The 18,054-nt window shown below is 43.2% G+C and carries 14 protein-coding genes; 12 read left to right on the forward strand and 2 right to left on the reverse strand.

Annotated elements, in window-relative coordinates:
* Window positions 1–47: 47 nt before the first annotated feature.
* Window positions 48–1,043 (reverse strand): acrylyl-CoA reductase family protein, encoded by a 996-nt coding sequence (locus ACN6KS_RS11330; RefSeq protein WP_440962032.1) that lies wholly within the window; start codon window positions 1,041–1,043, stop codon window positions 48–50.
* 224 nt (window positions 1,044–1,267) lie between these two features.
* Here ACN6KS_RS11330 and ACN6KS_RS11335 point away from each other — a divergent pair, with 224 nt between their 5' ends.
* From ACN6KS_RS11335 to ACN6KS_RS11360, 6 genes are all read left to right on the forward strand, one after another.
* Window positions 1,268–1,768, forward strand: a complete 501-nt coding sequence (locus ACN6KS_RS11335; RefSeq protein WP_094875140.1) for a GNAT family N-acetyltransferase — start codon at window positions 1,268–1,270, stop codon at window positions 1,766–1,768.
* An 84-nt stretch (window positions 1,769–1,852) separates the two neighbouring features.
* Window positions 1,853–3,271, forward strand: a complete 1,419-nt coding sequence (locus ACN6KS_RS11340) for an NAD-dependent malic enzyme (RefSeq protein WP_076298432.1) — start codon at window positions 1,853–1,855, stop codon at window positions 3,269–3,271.
* A 254-nt stretch (window positions 3,272–3,525) separates the two neighbouring features.
* Complete coding sequence (locus ACN6KS_RS11345) at window positions 3,526–4,755, forward strand: ATP-binding protein (RefSeq protein ID WP_440962033.1); 1,230 nt, start codon at window positions 3,526–3,528, stop codon at window positions 4,753–4,755.
* Window positions 4,748–5,194 (forward strand): hypothetical protein, encoded by a 447-nt coding sequence (locus tag ACN6KS_RS11350; protein WP_094874565.1) that lies wholly within the window; start codon window positions 4,748–4,750, stop codon window positions 5,192–5,194. Before ACN6KS_RS11345 ends, ACN6KS_RS11350 begins: the two co-directional genes overlap by 8 nt.
* A gap of 51 nt (window positions 5,195–5,245) precedes the next feature.
* Complete coding sequence (locus tag ACN6KS_RS11355; RefSeq protein WP_094874564.1) at window positions 5,246–5,689, forward strand: GNAT family N-acetyltransferase; 444 nt, start codon at window positions 5,246–5,248, stop codon at window positions 5,687–5,689.
* A 14-nt stretch (window positions 5,690–5,703) separates the two neighbouring features.
* Window positions 5,704–6,174, forward strand: coding sequence for a DinB family protein (locus ACN6KS_RS11360; RefSeq protein WP_440962034.1), 471 nt, complete (start codon window positions 5,704–5,706; stop codon window positions 6,172–6,174).
* 28 nt (window positions 6,175–6,202) lie between these two features.
* Here the strand turns inward: ACN6KS_RS11360 and ACN6KS_RS11365 are convergent, their stop codons facing one another.
* The gene (locus ACN6KS_RS11365) at window positions 6,203–7,897 is read right to left on the reverse strand and encodes an ABC transporter substrate-binding protein (protein ID WP_094875143.1); all 1,695 of its coding nucleotides are present in this window, start codon (window positions 7,895–7,897) and stop codon (window positions 6,203–6,205) included.
* 111 nt (window positions 7,898–8,008) lie between these two features.
* On the opposite strand from ACN6KS_RS11365, the gene ACN6KS_RS11370 reads away from it, so the two are divergent.
* The 6 genes from ACN6KS_RS11370 to cysK all read left to right on the forward strand — a co-directional run bounded on the left by ACN6KS_RS11370 (window position 8,009) and on the right by cysK (window position 18,051).
* On the forward strand, window positions 8,009–9,514 hold the full coding sequence (locus ACN6KS_RS11370; protein WP_440962035.1) for a DUF4153 domain-containing protein: 1,506 nt from the start codon (window positions 8,009–8,011) through the stop codon (window positions 9,512–9,514).
* 24 nt (window positions 9,515–9,538) lie between these two features.
* Complete coding sequence (locus ACN6KS_RS11375; RefSeq protein ID WP_094875145.1) at window positions 9,539–10,063, forward strand: hypothetical protein; 525 nt, start codon at window positions 9,539–9,541, stop codon at window positions 10,061–10,063.
* Window positions 10,064–10,160: 97 nt separating this feature from the next.
* Window positions 10,161–10,859: a Crp/Fnr family transcriptional regulator gene (locus ACN6KS_RS11380; RefSeq protein WP_094874559.1), complete on the forward strand. Its 699-nt coding sequence runs from the start codon at window positions 10,161–10,163 to the stop codon at window positions 10,857–10,859.
* Between the two features lie 161 nt (window positions 10,860–11,020).
* On the forward strand, window positions 11,021–12,715 hold the full coding sequence (locus tag ACN6KS_RS11385) for a methyl-accepting chemotaxis protein (protein WP_440962036.1): 1,695 nt from the start codon (window positions 11,021–11,023) through the stop codon (window positions 12,713–12,715).
* Window positions 12,716–13,080: 365 nt separating this feature from the next.
* Window positions 13,081–16,977 (forward strand): discoidin domain-containing protein, encoded by a 3,897-nt coding sequence (locus ACN6KS_RS11390; protein WP_440962037.1) that lies wholly within the window; start codon window positions 13,081–13,083, stop codon window positions 16,975–16,977.
* A 153-nt stretch (window positions 16,978–17,130) separates the two neighbouring features.
* Window positions 17,131–18,051, forward strand: a complete 921-nt coding sequence (cysK, locus tag ACN6KS_RS11395) for a cysteine synthase A (RefSeq protein ID WP_094874556.1) — start codon at window positions 17,131–17,133, stop codon at window positions 18,049–18,051.
* The last annotated feature ends 3 nt before the right edge of the window (window positions 18,052–18,054 follow it).

An 18,054-nucleotide genomic window follows, 5' to 3' on the forward strand; every position in this document is an offset into this window, starting at 1 on the left:
AAAAACCTCCCGAGATTAAATCTCCCGGGAGGTTTACTTGTTAGGGTTTAAGATAAACGGACAAGCACTCTGCCGCGTGTGTTTCCTTGCAGAATATCTTCCAATGCTTGTGGCAGTTCATTTAAGGTTACTTCACGATCTACAAGGTTCTCAAGCTGTGCAGGCTTTAAATCAGTCGCCATCCGGGCCCACACCTTTTCGCGTAGCTCAGCAGGACACTCTACGGAATCAATACCGAGCAGGTTAACCCCCCGAAGAATAAAGGGAAGGACAGTAGTTGCAACAGAAGTGCCACCGGTCAGGCCGCTTGCAGCAACAGAACCTCTGTAGGAGATTTTACTCAAAATCGACGCAAGTGAGTTTCCGCCAACGGAATCTACGGCACCTTGCCATAGTTGTTTCTCTAATGGTTTGCTAGATCCGCCTGTAACATCTTCGCGTGAAATGACTTCTTCCGCGCCAAGAGTTTTCAAATATTCGTTAGCTTCTTTATTACCAGTGCTGGCCACTACGCTATAGCCTTTTGTGCTAAGCATAGCGATAGCCGATCCACCCACACCACCGGTCGCTCCCGTTACCAGTACTTTGCCTTTGTCTGGTGCTAAGTCATTGTCTTCCAGAGCTTGAATGGACAAGGCTGCAGTTAGTCCAGCTGTACCATAAATCATAGCTTCTCTTAGTGTAAGTCCTACCGGAATTGGGGTGATCCAAGCAGCAGGAATTCGTGTATATTCGCTAAATCCTCCAAAATGAGATACACCCATACCATACCCTGTTGCAATGACTTGCTGTCCTTCATGGAACCGATCGTCTGTGGAAGAGACCACAATACCGGATAAGTCGATGCCTGGAATAAAAGGGTAGGATCTAACAATTTTCCCGTTAGGGATACTGGCTAATCCGTCTTTATAGTTCACACTGGAGTATGCAACCTTTATTAAGACTTCTCCAGCGGGTAAATCGTCTAAGGTAACTGGATTAACAGCGACGGAGAACGATGAATCTGTTTTGTCGACAACCAAGGCTTGAAATGATTCTGTCATAAGTGTAAGCTCCTTCAACTACGTTATAGGTGAGGCATTTATATAATATTTATTCTGCCCAATTAACTTGTCATTGTCTATGATATAACGCAAGTGAGACTCCGTGAAGGACTTTTTAAATGTGTATTGCAACATTATAATCAAAATCTCCATGTTATTTGTGCAGTGGACATGTTAAGTTCAGACTGCTGATACATAACTTGTTTTTGAGGGAGAATTGTTGAATGTCTATTATAAAATTAATTCGTGAACATGAGATCGAGCCGTACTTGGATCTCTTAGCAGAGGTTGAACATATCCATCTGGATAGAAACAATCGTAACCATGAGCAGTGGTTGAGACGTCGCATACAATCACATTTTCAGCGAGGGGCGTTGTTTTATGCCTATCATGAGAATGAACAATGCGATGCTTTTGGTATTGTTGCCGTTCTGCATGAGGAGGCACCGATTGGTATTCCCGCGCTTGGCGCAAGAGCTGAAGTTTTAGACATTGGAGTAAGTAAAGAACATCGTAGAAAAGGAATAGGAGGTATTTTACTTCAGCATGTAGAAAAGGTTGTTAAGAGTAGAGGAGCTTACTGTTTACTTATGCTGACCTATGCAGAAGATTTTGATGTGATTGCTTTTTACGGTAAAAATGGCTTTGTGCCCGTTGCTACGATCCCTGATGTATTTGGTCCTGGTGCCGAAGGAAATACTATATTAAGAAAAATACTAAGGTGATCTATTCAATAGGAAGAAAGTTTGTTTAAATGGTATAGTATAGTGTATTTGAAATCTTAGGGTTGAAGAAAGAGAGGCTAATTCATGGCTATTGCAACAACGATGATTGTCAGGCTCGAAATTCGGAAATCGGTTGCTTCTTTTGGTGATGTTGCTTCAGGAATTGCCACTGCAGGTGGAGATATCGTCGCTATTGACGTGATTCGTGCAGGTAAGGATGTAACAACTCGAGATATAACAATAAACGTGCAAGATGCCTCGAATGGAGAAATGATGTCTATACTATCGAAGATGCCAGGAGTCAAAGTAATTAATGTATCAGATCGAACTTTTCTTGCTCATCTTGGCGGAAAAATTGAAATCACACCAAAAATGCCTATCAAAAATCGGGAGGATTTATCGCTGGTGTATACTCCGGGAGTTGCCCGAGTGTGTACGGCGATTGCCGAAGATCCAAACAAAGCCTATTCGTTGACGATGAAGCGGAATACTGTAGCCGTTGTTACAGACGGAACGGCTGTACTTGGACTAGGAGATATCGGACCGGAGGCGGCTATGCCTGTTATGGAAGGTAAGGCTATGCTGTTTAAGCAATTGGCGAACATCGATGCTTTTCCACTCTGCTTAAATACTAAAGATTCAGATGAAATCATTAATATCGTTAAAGCAGTATCTCCTGGATTTGGGGGTATCAACTTAGAAGATATCAGTTCTCCGCGTTGTTTCGAGATTGAACGTCGGCTTGCCGAAGAGCTGGATATTCCGGTATTTCATGATGATCAGCACGGTACATCTGTTGTAGTTTTGGCAGGTCTTTTGAATGCGCTTAAAGTAGTAAATAAATCTATCGAAGATGTTAGAATTGTCGTTGTGGGTATAGGTGCGGCTGGTGTGTCCATCTGTAATATGCTTCTGGCGGCAGGTGCTCGCAAAATCTACGCGGTAGATCGTGAAGGTGTTCTTAGAAAAGATCTTCAGTATGATAATCAGGAATGGCGGAAGCTTGCTGATGCAACTAACCCGGAAGGTATTGAAGGCGGACTGACGGAGGTTATGCAGGGAGCAGATGTCTTTATTGGGGTGTCGCGTGGCGGGATTCTATCGGTCGATCATCTCAAGAGTATGGCCAGCGATAACATTGTGTTTGCAATGGCTAATCCGACACCGGAGATTGAACCAGAATTGGCCGAGCCTTTTGTTCGCGTATTAGCGACAGGTAGAAGTGACTATCCGAATCAGATCAACAATGTGCTGTGTTTTCCGGGGATCTTCCGTGGCGCACTGGATTGCAGAGCAAAAACAGTGAACCTTGAAATGAAGCTAGCCGCGGCAAAAGCGATTGCTTCAGTCGTTCATCCGGATGAGGTTAATGAGCAATACGTAATCCCAAGTATTTTTAACGAAAAAGTGGTAGAGTTAGTGCGTCTGGCAGTGATCCATGCAGCTATTGCAACGGATGTAGCCCGCCGGATCCCTAAGGATATTGATAAGGATATGGAATAAAAGCGATACTATAAATGGACTGCTTTGCTTAGTGAGAGAGCAGTCTATTTTTTATAGATTGACACATATCTGAGAGGCTGTGGCGTATCATAATTAGGGCTAAAAGTATTTATTCCCATTTTAGTAAAGTGGCTGATATAATTACAATAATGTATGAGATGTAGAAAGGGCATCCAATTGGGTGCCCTTAAATTTTGCCTCTAGAGAGGGTAGTATTTAAAAAAGGGTTAAATTAATATAGAAGTGGTGAATTCATGAAAGAGTTTTACAGTCAGGTGAATCGAAAAATCTATTACATTGTAATGTTATTAAACATTACCCTTATGATATCTGGATTAATACTGTCTACAACAGAGTTGAATGGAATTAATTTTGGATACATTGTACATTTTTTGTGCGTGATGATTCTATCCATTAGTTTATGGATCTATCCTAAGTATGAGACATATACTTTTAGAAAGATCATCATTCTTTTTGGATTTGCTTACTTCTATACGCTTTTCTTTTTATATCCACAAACTTGGACCACCTATATTTTGATTTGCCTTATTCCTGCACTTTCTATTCTATTTTTCGATTTAAAATTGTTCTACTTTTCCTTTATTATTAATGGAATATTGATGGTAATTACTTTTAGTTATGTCATTTTTATTGATAAAGGTGAATTATATACTTATTTACATCATGACATTATTGGCAACATTATAAATATAATAGCTGTTCAAGCATTATTATTTTTCATTTTCCATTTATCATTTAAACGGATGAAAAAGCAGCAACTGTATTATGAACAATTACAGCAATCCGAGCGGTTAAAGATGGTAGGACAATTAACAGCTGCTGTTGCACATGAAATTCGAAATCCAATAACCGTGGTTAGAGGTTTTTTGCAATTGTTCAAAGAGGACGATTCATTTGATGGTTCTAAAAAAAGTAAGTTCAACTTAATGATTGATGAATTAAACACAGTAGAACAGATTATCTCTCAATTTCTAACCCTATCCAAACCAAATGGAGATCAAAGACTAGAGAAAGTAGATGTGAAGGATGTCCTTCAAAGTGTTACGGGTCTGCTTCATTCCTATGCCATGTTATCTGATAACCAAATCGATATAAAGGTAGAGGAAGACTGTTATATTTCCATTAATAAAATTGAGTTTAAGCAGTTGCTCATTAATATTATAAAAAATGCGCTGGAAGCCTCGGATGTAGGGAAATCAGTCTCCGTCATAGCAAATAGAAATAATAATTTTATCGAGATCATGATCACCGATGAAGGAAGTGGGATGTCCGAGGCTGAGGTTAAGTCGCTGGGCACACCTTTTTATTCCTTAAAAAGTAATGGAACCGGTTTAGGGTTAATGATTTGCTTTAATATTGTAGAAAAATATGGCGGGGAAATTTATTATAATAGCTCTAAAGGTAAGGGGACAACCGTTACGATTCGCTTTTTATCAGAACCGGGAGGGATCTTTAATGATTAAGAAGCTATCCGCACTGATGCTGTCTGGAATAATCATAGTTCTTCTTGCTGCCTGCAATACAACTACCTATAAGCATAATTATACCTTCTCAGGTGAAGGAGACGTTTGGTCGGCAGAATATGTTCAAAAGGCGACTGAGAAGTTCATCGATAAAAAGGGCGTAAGGTCAGAGTATGAAACCTGGTTTGATTCAACCTTCGAGCTTAAGTATAAAGGTGAACTTACCGATCTTGATAAGATCAGTTCTTTTAAATATAGCTTCAAGGGAACATCAGGTGGAGGAAGTAAAACCTTAGAAGATGTTAAGGGAGTAAGAAAAAGTGAGTTGAAGTCCGAAAGAGCTGGAAGCGGGGCGTTTGAACACGAGGACTCGATTATTAGGGTTGTTGTAGAGTGGGATGGGCAGAAGGATGAATTTGAACTGAAGGTTCGTAAATAGTGGAGCATATATGAAAAATTTCTTGAATTAAAGAAAGCAGGTTGAACATTCATGGTCGTTATTAAAGAAATAGAAGTGGAGTCTCTTCATGAACTTGGTGATTTATATCAGGAGCTGATGGATCAACCATCGGATCATAACAAATTCGAAGAAGTATTTAAAGTGATTAAGGCAGATCATCGATACATATTGTTGGGCGCTTTTGTGGATGGGGAGTTGATGGGGTCTGTGATGGGGATTCTCTGTCATGACCTAATAGGGGATTGTAAACCGTTTATGGTGATTGAAAATGTGGTCGTTTCCTCGCGGGCTCGTCGTCAAGGTGTTGGTAAAAAATTGATGATCGCCATTGAAGAAATGGCCCGTGGGAAAGATTGTTTCTATATCATTTTAGTTTCTGGAGAGAAGCGTAAGGAAGCGCATATTTTTTATGAGTCGTTAGGATATAGAGATGAGAAGGTGGAAGGTTACCGGAAACATCTAAGCTCTCATTAAAAGGAGGTCTTGATTTGCAAACATTCTTTAAATATAACTGGATGGTTCGTGAACAATGGTACGAGTGGTGTGAGAGTATTTCTGAGGAAGAGCTACTTGGGGCACGTACGGGTGGCGTAGGCAGCATATTGAAGACTCTCTTTCACATTGTTGATGTAGAGTGGAGCTGGATTCAAGTATTGCAAGGTAAACCGGATTTTCAGGAGGAATTCGAGCATTACAAGTCTTTGCAGCAGGTAAGAGAACTGGATGCGAAATTTCGGGCCGATGTAGAACCCTTTGTACTTTCTTGGCATGCGGGCTTGGAGCAAAATATTTTTGAGGATCACTTGGCGGATGGCCGGGTCGTGACTGATACTTGGGGTGAAGTGATGCGTCATGTGATCGCTCATGAGATTCATCATGTCGGACAGTTGTCCGTCTGGGCAAGAGAAATCGGGAGGGAGCCAATTTCTGCTAATTTGATTGGAAAAGGGCTCCGATGATTCGGGAATTAAAGGAATATGGCGTATATCATGTAGTGCTGCAGCTGGAGAGCAGCGGCGGGAACCATACATGTCGAAGATCAACCCAGCCCTGACTATTAAAGCTTACGCCTCGGACAGAGGGGAGATAAGCAGTTTGGGTGGGTTTTTCATACAAGATGTGTAGATGATGCTCCTCAAGAAGACGGTTCTCGATAATCCTAAAGCTCTCAGATCTAGCTTCAGGATTGGGTTCTCTTGCAATGGTATAGAGCCAGCCTTCAATATCTGCACGGGTATGTGGTTCTATATGTTGAGAGAGCGTGAGGTATAAATCAAATAAACGAAGCTGTTCATCCTCATCACGAAATAAAGAGAAAACAATCAGGTCAGATTCCAGCCGAACCGGGCCTTTAAACTCTTCTGGAGACACGGAAACAACCGTACAGGGATAACCTTGATGCTCTAGTTTAGTAGCAATACAATCAGCATCGTTAGCATATTGCGGAATGGTAGTTATTTGCAAGGTGACCTCATGGTCTTCCATCGACTTATGCGATACAGACACTGAATCATCTTTTAAACAGGATACGATCTTTGCCCGAAGAAGGGGGTCGCTAAGCGGTCCTTTTTTTTGCGTGTTGCAGGTAACAAATTTACGAATGTAGGACTCTGAATGAATCCGGCTCCAAGAAGAAGAATTGGTGGATGAAGGATTCTGAATCACATGAAAAGCTGAGCTAGTATCGGAGGAACCAGACTCAGTATCCCACGGAACATACATTATTTCGACTCGATCTAAATGAGCTCGTCCTTGAAAGTAATAAGGAAAAACCTCCAGTACACAAGTGTCCTCATTCATGTCCACAACCTTAAATGGTCCTGTCCCCACCGGTCTACGGCCAAAACTAGGTTCGTCCATGCCTTCTAAATCACGCGGAACAATTGCCGCTCTACTCGTACACAAGAAAGGGAGAAATAGCTCATTGGGCTGTTTAAGCGTAATTTGAACGGTGGATGGATTTAGCGCGGTAACTTGCTGAATTTCTTTGAAAATATAACTATAGAGTGTCCGCTTTGAGGTTTGCATCAGCCGTCCCAAGGAATAGACTACATCTTTTGCAGTCAGTACTTTTCCATGATGGAATAACACTTCTTTGCGTAGAAAAAAAGTCCAAATCGTACGGCTCTCATCCACTTCCCAGGCATGAGCAAGACTTGGTACAATCTTATCCCGCTCTCCGCTGCGTCTCACTAATCCGTCGAAGACATGACTGGAAACAAAGGACTCTGCCAATAGATTCATATGAAGCGGGTCGAAGGTATGTAGCTGCTGGGTGATGGGAAGCCGCAAGGTATCAATCTGTTTGTCACTACGGATTTCGGAATGATGACCAAAATAGGTCAGCAGCCAACCTTGTAAGGTATCCTGCAGCGAAGAAGAGCTGGCATGGGTTTTGATGCCTTCAATGGCTTTGTGAACATCTTTACGGCTGATGGCCTGCATCATAGATTGAAGTGCAATTTCTTCAGAAGGGACAAGGAACTGTAACAATGAACGACTTCCGCGCCCACGCTTTGGTATCCATTGCACCCATTCGAGCTGTATCATTTTATTTACAATGTGCATGGCATTACGATGTGTACATCCGAAGGTCAATGCTAGTTCATCCATCGTAACTGAGATTTCTGTCGCTCCCCCAAACTGAGAGTGTAGTTTTAAATATTGGCTATGCAGCTTCATGGTTTAGATCCCTTCGTAAAATAGGAAATTATTAAAAAATTCTTTCTCTTTTTTTTCTTATTTTATCATTTAAAATAAGGATAAGAAAGTAAAAATATGGGGGTGTTTACCATGACCGATGAAACGGAGCTTAAGCCTAATCTTAATCGATCACTTGCCGCTTTAATTGTTGCCTTCTTTCTGGCGATTGTTCATCAGTTGTTGTTCTATGGAAATTTGCCGGGTGTTTCTTATCCTATCTTTGTGTGTCTATTTTATGCGTATATGCTTTATTACGCTAAGGCTAAGCTGCGTAAACTCACTAAAATAAGTTACTTCTGGTTCGGAGCGATTTTCCTACTCTCGTTGACCTATGTGTTATTTCATAATCTATTCTACTTTGGGCTCAACCTTTTAGTAATTCCAGTGCTCATTTTATTACATATGACTTATTTACTAAGTGATAAACGCCCCTCTTGGAGTCAGTTCAAAATACTTTGGGATACGCTCGAGCATTTGCTTCCACAGAATTTTCGTCACTGGGGTACGGTGTTCAAGGACATTAAAAGTAACAGTGATAGTAAGGTGAAGGATGAACGCAAGCAAGTGCTGGGGAAAGTGTTCACAGGACTTGCGATCTCTTTACCGATATTGCTTGTTGTGATTACCCTGCTGGCCTCGGCCGATGGTGTGTTTCATCATGTGCTCATTTGGCTGCCAAATATGCTGGATCGAATTTCATTTGGTGAAATTATTGTGCGGACGCTGTGGATACTGCTGTTGGGTATGGGTTTTTTCGGTTTAGTGTGGGGTTTTGTGGACTCGAAGATCTATGACTGGAATGTGCAGCCAAAGGAGTATGGTCCTGCGCTGGCACCTGTCGCCTTTAAGGTTGATCCAGTAATTATGACGACAATTCTTATAGCCATTAACACGGTATATGTACTGTTCGTAATCGTCCAATTTTCTTACTTGTTTGGAGCTTGGGAAGGGATGGTGCCAGAGGGGAGTTCCTATGCTGATTACGCTCGCAGTGGATTTTTCGAACTAATGATGGTGACCACGATTAATTTTGTGATTTTATTGCTGGCAGTGGGATCGGAAGGAAAGCGGGGCGGGCTGCTCCAAAAAGTCATTAATATTCTGCTGTATATCTTGGTCGGCTGTTCCACAGTCATGTTGTATTCCGCTTTTAGTAGATTAACGCTGTATGAAGAGGCGTATGGTTATACTACGATTCGATTCCTGGTTCATGCATTTATGATTTTTATGGGATTGCTGTTGATTCTTGCCGCTGTACGGATAGCCGTTCCACGTTTGCCGCTGGCTAAATGTTATATTGTGCTAGGTCTGGCCTCTTATATGGTAATGAACTATATCGGGATGGATGTCATTATTGCTAATAAGAATATGGAGCGTTATGAGGTAAGTGGTAAGCTGGACGCAGATTATTTGGTCGGTCTATCACCGGAGGTCATCCCTTCTCTGATTAAGTTCAGCCGGAAGGAAGACGGGATGCTGGATCAATTTTTGAAAAACGAATGGTGGAACGGAGCACAACGAGAGCGCAATTGGCAGTCTTTTAATTTTCCAGAATATCGGGCACAGCGCGAGCTGGAGAAATATTTTGCACAGTAAAGGTTAGAAAAAGGTGTGAGGACAATGAGGAAGAAGCCATTTAGTAAAGGTTGGTCATTTATTATCATTTTTATTGTGGTAGGTTTAAGTTATGGGATTTATCATATCTATTTATATAATGCACCAAGGCAAAGTCATTACTCTCGTGTATCCAGCAGTAATCTAGAACAGGAGCGACTGGGAGATATTCAGCTGCTTCAGAGCCTCGAATCACTCAATCAGGTGCCTAAACCACGTGATGACATTGAACGGTATCAATATTATAATTTGGATAACGAGACAACAGTAGCTACTGCGCGTGGTGATCACCAAATCATTCTAATCAGCGTCTATTCCGATCAGAAGATGAGCACTAGCAGAGGGATTCATGTGGGATCTTCTGCTGATGCTGTGATTGAAGCTTACGGCTCTTCTTATTATAAAAGAGGGGAACAAGGGGCTGATATTATCGGGTATGTGGATAAAATCAATTATCGGAGTTTAGAATTTTGGTTACAAGATCACAAAGTGAATATGATCCGATATAGTGTGGACTCTGTTGTGATGTGAGGTGTTTTAGGATATCTCTTTAAAAAGGACATATGTCCTTTTTTTGTGGGGTATTCTAAATTACACTTATTTGAGCAAACACTTGAGGGGGCACAACATGCAGACGATAAATGACCGTGAGGCAGTCCGTGCCTTGGCAGTGAAGAACGGTCTGGATGGAATATTTAGTCCGCTAGTAACTTACAAAATGGAATTGAGACGTTATACGGATGAAGAAAAGCTATGTTTGGTTGGAGATCAATTGGATGGAATGTTCATATTAGTCGAGGGCAAGCTCAAAATTCAGACGCTGCTGCCAAACGGCAAGTCTATGCTGGTGCGGTTTACAAATCCTATATCAGTCATAGGGGATGTGGAGCTGCTTCATCGCTTTCCTGTTAAGAATCAAGTGGAGTCTGTGGGTGAGAGCTTGATTCTTTTTGCGGGGAGAAGATTACTGCTGAGAGAGCTTGAGGAAAATACAGCGTTGCTCCGTTTTCTAGTAGGAGAACTTAGTCATAAATTACATACGCTCGGCCAAGCCTCCGCACTTAACCTGTTGTATCCGGTGGAGAATCGCTTTGCCAGTTATTTGATGTCTTTATTCGCTGATAAAAACGGAGACCGACGAGTGGAGGAGATTAGAACCTCCAGCCTTATAGAAACAGCAGAACTGCTTGGTACAAGCTATCGGCATTTGAATCGAATCGTACGTCGTTTTATTGATGAAGGAATTATTACAAGAAATCGAGGACGCTTAAGTGTGCTTGATGAATCCAAGCTCGCTGAGCTGGCAAATGGAAATTTATACGAATAAAAAAAGATCTCTGAAGACCATTAGTTCCTGCCTGGGCCGGAAGTAGGGGTCTTTTTGTTTTTTTTAAGCAAATATTCAGTTCAAATTCAGAGTGCCTTAAGAAAATGATAGTAGGATAAAAGTACCAAGTAGATATACATACATAGAGATGAGGAAATACGATGACGAAAAGTATTCGTGGAAAAATAGTCCTAGGCTTTGCTGCGGTAATTGTAGTCTTTTTAGTCGCTATAGCCGGAAACACTTTGTTTCAAGGTAAGGTTACCTTACTGACAGATCAGGTCAATCATAACTGGGACAAGCTGTCATTAGTTCAAGACTTAACGGATAAGATTCGTACAGCAGACGAACTGGGTGCCCGTTATGTGATGAGCAACACAGAGGAGGAACGAAAGTCCTATTTGTCTCAGTATGAAGAAATGCTTCCATTGATTGAGAATGCGATTACAGCGCTGGAGAGTGCGGAATTAAGCGAAGCTGAACTAACAGGTGTAACAGAACTAAAGACTAAATGGAATGATTATTTACTAGTATTGAAGGAAGCGTTTGCCTTAGCCAAGGAGGGTAATTTCCCTGAAGCGCAGAAGAAGTTCACGAATCTATCTCTAGATGCTATGGTCGAATCTCAGATTGTGTTTCAGAATATGCTCATGGAGGAAATTCAGAATGGGCAGAGTCAAGCAGATTCGCATCGCAACAACGCCTTGATTACTAGCCTGGGTGTGACCGGTTTGTCAGTCATTCTCGCCGTCATCCTTGCCCTCTTAATCTCTGGGAGAATTATTAAACCGCTTCGTGATGTGAACACACAGCTAAAGGAGATTGCCGATGGGGATGCCGATCTTACTCGTAAGCTGAGCGTCCGTTCTAAGGATGAGATTGGTGAGCTGGCTTCTAATTTTAATAAAATGACAGATAATCTGAGCACGATGATTGAACAGGTCAGGCTATCAGCCAATCGTTTAGCAGATTCCTCTTCTAAGCTTACTTCAGATAGTGGAGTGACGGCAGGTGCTACAGAACGAATATCGGATATTATGGGTGAAGTGGCCTCGGGAACCGCTAAACAGATGAATGATTTACAGACTAATACGATTACAATCTCGGAAATATCGCTAGGAATCGGACAAATTGCTGCCAGCGTGCAGGATATATCCGAAGCCTCCCATCGTTCCGCAGCGTTTGCCATCGCTGGAGATGAATCCATTCAGGCTGCAGGACAGCAGATGGAATCGATTAATTGTTCCATTCAGTCCTTATCCCAGCAAGTCCAAGGCTTTGTGAATCGATCTCAGCAGATCAGCACTATTGTAGGCGTCATAAAAGGAATCGCATCGCAGACGAATATGCTGGCCTTAAACGCGACCATTGAGGCGGCGCGCGCTGGTGAGCAGGGTAGAGGTTTCGCTGTAGTTGCTGACCAGGTTCGAAAGCTTGCGGAGCAATCCGCAGAATCCGCCAATCAAATTGCAGAAATGGCGAGTGGGATTCAAAGTGAAGCAGATGATGCCATGAAAGTCATGAGGAGCAGTATGAGTGAAGTAAAGGGAGGTACGGAAATTATTGAGGAAGCGGGTCGTTCCTTTAGTGAGATTCGCGTATCTATAGATTCACTAGCTGAACAGGTTCAGGACGTATCTGGTGCGGTGGAGGAGATTACGGCGGCATCGGATGAGATCGTGGAATCAATTCGCAGCGTCACGCAGATCTCAGAAACAACTGCAGCGAGTACACAGCATGTATCAGCAGCCTCGCAAGAGCAAATGGCTTCGGTCGAACAAATTGCTTCTTCAGCAAATAATTTAAGTACGATGGCGCGTGGACTGCAGGGTTTGGTAGCTAGATTTAATGTATAACACGAAGCTTCAGAGAGCTAAGGGATTTCATCCCTGCTGTTTTCTCTGAGGCTTTTGTTTTGTTGAACGTAATATCCCACATAGAAAGCATAGAAATCGCCATCGACGGATATCTACCTATAACTTATATTATTACCATTATTAGTTAGTTATGGTCAATCACTTGATACATCTCAGAGACTTGTTAAAGTGAGAGTCAAGGATACAGGAGGATGACTGGCAGCTAATAATAGAGAGTGATTGTTAAGTTTCGTCGGAACACTATCAGATCAGTTTAGGAGGCGAATGTCTATAACAATACTATTTTGAAAGCGTATTCTTAATAGCTGCATAGCTTCACAAAATCTTTGGGAGGTGGTTCTCTAATGATAGCAGCTTCTAAAAAATTTATGAGTAAGTCAGCAGTGATGTATTTTTTAATTGTCATTTTATTTGTAGGTCAATTAGCGTTATATCCCTCGGTGAGTTTAGCGGCGGGGAATTTAGCCCAAGGGAAGACGATTACTTCAAGCTCATTTGGTGATGTATACGTAGCAGCTAATGCTAATGATGGAAACCAAGGAACGTATTGGGAAAGTGCAAGCAACGCATTCCCGCAATGGATTAAAGTGGACTTAGGTGACGTAAACAGCGTCAATCAGGTCGTTCTAAAACTACCGACGAACTGGGAAGCAAGAACCCAAACCTTGTCGGTGCAAGGGAGCTCAGATGACTCAACGTACACTACCTTAGCTACCTCAGCCAATTATACATTTAATCCTGCAAGCGGATCTAATACTGTAACCATTAACTTTACGGCTGCAAGCGCCAGATATGTTAAATTGGAGTTCACCGCAAATACAGGATGGTCAGCAGCCCAGTTATCGGAATTTGAGATTTATGGCAGCACTACAACACTTCCAACGACAGGATATGAAGCAGAAAACGCCTCTTTATCCGGGGGAGCAAAAGTTAATACAGACCATACTGGTTATACCGGAACCGGTTTTGTAGATGGTTATCTAGCGCAAGGAGCGACGACTGCATTTAGTGTCAATGTAGCCTCTGCTGGAAACTATGATGCTGCATTGAAATATGCAAATGCTTCAGGCAGCACAAAAACAATTAGCATTTATGTAAATGGGACGAAAATAAAGCAAATTTCGCTTATTAATCTAGCCAACTGGAACACATGGTCCACAAAGATTGAAACGCTGGCCTTGAATGCTGGCGCTAACACAATTACTTATAAATATGATGCTGGTGATACTGGAAATGTGAATCTGGACAACCTGATCCTTACTCCATCTTCAGCACCGACAGCAGCCCCAACAACAGCACCGACACCGACACCAACACCAACACCGACACCGACACCGACACCGACACCGACATCAACACCGACGCCAACGGCAACACCAACCCTAACAGCAACCCCAACCCCAACACCGACGGCAACGCCATCAGCAACCCCAACACCTGGGTCGGGCTCTAATCTGGCGTTGAACAAAGGGATAACAGCTTCTTCCTCTGTCTTTACCTTTGTGCAGACCAATGCGAATGACGGTGATGTGACCACTTATTGGGAAGGGGCAGGGGGAAGTTATCCGAATACCTTAACGGTTAATTTGGGCAGCAATGCCGATATTACATCGGTTGTACTCAAGCTGAATCCTGCATCAGCCTGGTCGACACGTACCCAGACCATTCAAGTGCTTGGGCATAATCAGAATACAACGGCTTTTACTAGCCTTGTACCTGCGACCGTGTATACCTTTAACCCAGCAACCGGCAATACAGTGACGATTCCGGTAACGGCTACGGCTAGTGAATTGCAGCTGAAGATCACCACTAACTCTGGTTCAAGTGCTGGACAAATTGCTGAATTTCAAGTGATGGGTACACCATCTGCAAATCCAGATTTAACGGTCACAGCTCTTACATGGACACCTGCAGCTCCAGTAGAGACGGATGCCATTATTCTAAACGCAACAGTTAAGAATATCGGCACCCTTGCTTCTACCGCAACTAATGTGAATTTTTACTTGGGCACAACACTTGTAGGCACTAGCCCCGTGGGGGCGTTAGCAGCTGGTGCATCAACGAATGTGTCTCTGAATATGGGCGCAAAAGACGCAGCTACCTACTCCTTAAGTGCAAAGGTCGATGAGAATAATACAGTGATTGAATCAAATGAGGGAAATAATAGCTTCACTAGCCCGACTTCCCTTATTATTGCACCTGTATCCAGTTCTGATCTGGTGGCTTCCTCCGTCAGCTGGACACCTGGAAATCCAGCAGCCGGCAACGTTGTAAGCTTCTCAGTTGCCATTAAGAATCAAGGTACAGCAGCTTCCGCGAGCGGGGCGCATAATATAACTCTGACGGTTTTAGATGCTACAACTAATGCGGTAGTTAAGACTCTTACAGGCACCTATAGCGGTGTGATCGCAAGTGGCGTAACCACAGCGCCTGTCGCTCTTGGCAATTGGACAGCAGGAAATGGAAAATATACTGTGAAGAGTGAAATTGCAGTAGATGCTAATGAGCTGCCTGTAAAACGGGCTAATAATATTCAGACGCAGTCTCTATTCATCGGTCGAGGTGCGAACATGCCTTACGACATGTATGAGGCTGAGGATGGTGTTATTGGTGGTGGGGCCGTGAAGCTTTCAGCTAATCGGACCATTGGTGATCTGGCAGGTGAGGCTTCAGGCAGAAGAGCAGTTACTCTGAACACCACAGGTAGCTATGTTGAATTCACGACAAAAGCCAGCACGAACACGCTGGTTACTCGTTTCTCGATTCCTGATTCAGCGAGTGGTGATGGCACAAATGCTACGCTTAACATCTATGTGAATGGTGTCTTTAACAAGGCAATTAACTTAACCTCTAAATATGCATGGTTGTACGGTTCTGAGACAAGTCCTGGTAATTCGCCAAGCGCAGGTTCACCGCGGCATATTTATGATGAAGCAAACATTATGTTTGATAGCACGATTCCGGCAGGAAGTACGATCCGGTTACAAAAAGATACAGCGAACACTTCTCAATACGCCATTGACTTCATCAGTCTAGAGCAGATTTCACCGATTGCTAATCCAGATCCGGCTAAATATACTGTTCCTGCAGGTTTTACGCATCAGGATGTCCAAAATGCGCTAGATAAAGTACGCATGGATACCACAGGAAATCTCGTTGGGGTGTATTTGCCAGCCGGCAACTATCAGACCTCTAGCAAGTTTCAGGTCTACGGCAAGGCAGTGAAGGTAATCGGTGCTGGCCCTTGGTATACAAGATTTATAGCTCCAACCACCCAAGAGAATACTGATGTCGGATTCCGAGCCAGTGATACAGCAAATGGGTCTACCTTTGCAAATTTCGCTTATTTCGGGAACTATACTTCACGTATCGACGGTCCTGGTAAAGTATTTGATTTCTCCAATGTGGCGAACATTACGATCGATAACATCTGGACTGAACATCAGGTATGTATGTACTGGGGTGCCAATACGGATAACATGGTGATTAAAAACTCGCGTATCCGTAACACCTTCGCGGACGGCATTAATATGACGAATGGAAGCACGAACAACCTTGTATCTAATATTGAAGCACGGGCAACAGGTGATGATAGCTTTGCGTTGTTCTCGGCGATTGATTCCGGCGGTGCAGATATGAAAGACAATATCTATGAGAACCTCACTTCCATTTTGACTTGGCGTGCTGCTGGTGTAGCTGTCTATGGTGGATACGCAAATACCTTCCGTAACATTTATATTGCAGATACACTTTGCTACTCTGGAATTACGATCAGCTCGTTAGACTTTGGATATCCGATGAATGGGTTCGGAGCTTCACCTACTACGAATTTTGAGAATATTTCTATTGTTCGTGCAGGTGGGCATTTCTGGGGCGCGCAGACTTTCCCGGCGATCTGGGTATTCTCGGCATCCAAGGTGTTCCAAGGTATCCGAGTCAATGATGTGGATATCATTGATCCAACCTATCATGGCATCATGTTCCAGACCAACTATGTAGGTTCCACTCCACAATTCCCAGTAACAGATACCATCTTTAATAATGTTACAATTACCGGTGCGCAGAAGAGCGGCGATGCTTTTGATAGTAAATCCGGGGTGGGTATCTGGGTGAATGAAGCAGCTGAGGCAGGTCAAGGTCCAGCCAGAGGCTCAGCAACCTTCAACAATCTGAAGATTACGAACACGGTAACGAATATTAAGAATAATACATCTACTTTTACGATTAACGTGAATCCTTAATAATCATTGATACCATGCCAATAATGAACAGCCGTCTCCGCTTATAATGCGGAGGCGGCTGTTTCAGGTTAGAGGAACGGGAGGTCTGAATCGACAGGAGGTGCCGCTCAAGTTACAATAATGGAAGGAAAAGAATTGAAGGAGGCTCTAGGAATGACATCCCTTGTTGTTAACAATATCACTGAGCTGATTGGGAATACACCGGTTGTGCGACTAAATCGGTTGACCACACCCCAAGATGCAGAACTATATGTAAAGCTGGAACGCTTCAATCCCAGTGGCAGTGTAAAGGACAGAGCCGCTTATAATCTGATTCTGCAAGCAGAACTAGCTGGGCTACTGAAACCCGGAGGGACTATTATAGAGCCGACAAGTGGAAATACAGGCATTGGATTGGCTATGAATGCCGCTGCAAAAGGTTATAAAGCGATTCTTGTCATGCCTGATAATATGACGAAGGAACGAATCAATATTCTAAAGGCTTATGGTGCTGAAGTGGTCCTGACACCTGCAGCGGAGCGGATGCCGGGGGCTATAGCGAAAGCAATCGAGCTGGGGAAAGAAGTGGCGAACAGCTTTATTCCACAGCAATTCGAGAATAAAGCGAACCCTGACATTCACCGGACAACGACAGCGCTTGAAATTATGGAGCAAATGGAAGGAAAGCTGGACGTGTTCGTTGCATCGTCAGGGACAGGAGGCACGATTACAGGAACTGGAGAAGTATTGCGTGAGCAGCTTCCTGATATTCGCATTCTTGTTGTTGAGCCGCAAGGCTCGCCAGTGTTATCCGGGGGAAAGCCCGGACCGCATAAACTGGTTGGAACCAGTCCGGGCTTTGTACCCGCCATTCTGAATACGAAGATCTACGATGAAATCGTTCAAGTTTCGGATGAAGATGCATTGCAAACGTTGAGAACGCTGGCTGCACTGGAAGGGATTCTGCTCGGTCCATCAGGTGGTGCCGCAGTATGGACTGCATTGCAGGAAGCACGGCGCCTCGGACCCGGCAAGCGAGTGCTATGTATTGCGCCTGATGCAGGGGAACGTTACCTGAGCATGGGAATATTCTAACTT

Origin of the sequence: Paenibacillus nitricinens, from assembly GCF_052056485.1 — a bacterium.
In the GTDB taxonomy this organism is placed as follows: domain Bacteria; phylum Bacillota; class Bacilli; order Paenibacillales; family Paenibacillaceae; genus Paenibacillus_AQ; species Paenibacillus_AQ nitricinens.

Coding starts and splice junctions, on each gene's coding strand:
- ACN6KS_RS11330 (WP_440962032.1), bottom strand. CDS start 1,043: ATGACAGAATCATTTCAAGCCTTGGTTGTCGACAAAACAGATTCATCG.
- ACN6KS_RS11335 (WP_094875140.1), top strand. CDS start 1,268: ATGTCTATTATAAAATTAATTCGTGAACATGAGATCGAGCCGTACTTG.
- ACN6KS_RS11340 (WP_076298432.1), top strand. CDS start 1,853: ATGGCTATTGCAACAACGATGATTGTCAGGCTCGAAATTCGGAAATCG.
- ACN6KS_RS11345 (WP_440962033.1), top strand. CDS start 3,526: ATGAAAGAGTTTTACAGTCAGGTGAATCGAAAAATCTATTACATTGTA.
- ACN6KS_RS11350 (WP_094874565.1), top strand. CDS start 4,748: ATGATTAAGAAGCTATCCGCACTGATGCTGTCTGGAATAATCATAGTT.
- ACN6KS_RS11355 (WP_094874564.1), top strand. CDS start 5,246: ATGGTCGTTATTAAAGAAATAGAAGTGGAGTCTCTTCATGAACTTGGT.
- ACN6KS_RS11365 (WP_094875143.1), bottom strand. CDS start 7,897: ATGAAGCTGCATAGCCAATATTTAAAACTACACTCTCAGTTTGGGGGA.
- ACN6KS_RS11370 (WP_440962035.1), top strand. CDS start 8,009: ATGACCGATGAAACGGAGCTTAAGCCTAATCTTAATCGATCACTTGCC.
- ACN6KS_RS11375 (WP_094875145.1), top strand. CDS start 9,539: ATGAGGAAGAAGCCATTTAGTAAAGGTTGGTCATTTATTATCATTTTT.
- ACN6KS_RS11380 (WP_094874559.1), top strand. CDS start 10,161: ATGCAGACGATAAATGACCGTGAGGCAGTCCGTGCCTTGGCAGTGAAG.
- ACN6KS_RS11385 (WP_440962036.1), top strand. CDS start 11,021: ATGACGAAAAGTATTCGTGGAAAAATAGTCCTAGGCTTTGCTGCGGTA.
- ACN6KS_RS11390 (WP_440962037.1), top strand. CDS start 13,081: ATGATAGCAGCTTCTAAAAAATTTATGAGTAAGTCAGCAGTGATGTAT.
- cysK (WP_094874556.1), top strand. CDS start 17,131: ATGACATCCCTTGTTGTTAACAATATCACTGAGCTGATTGGGAATACA.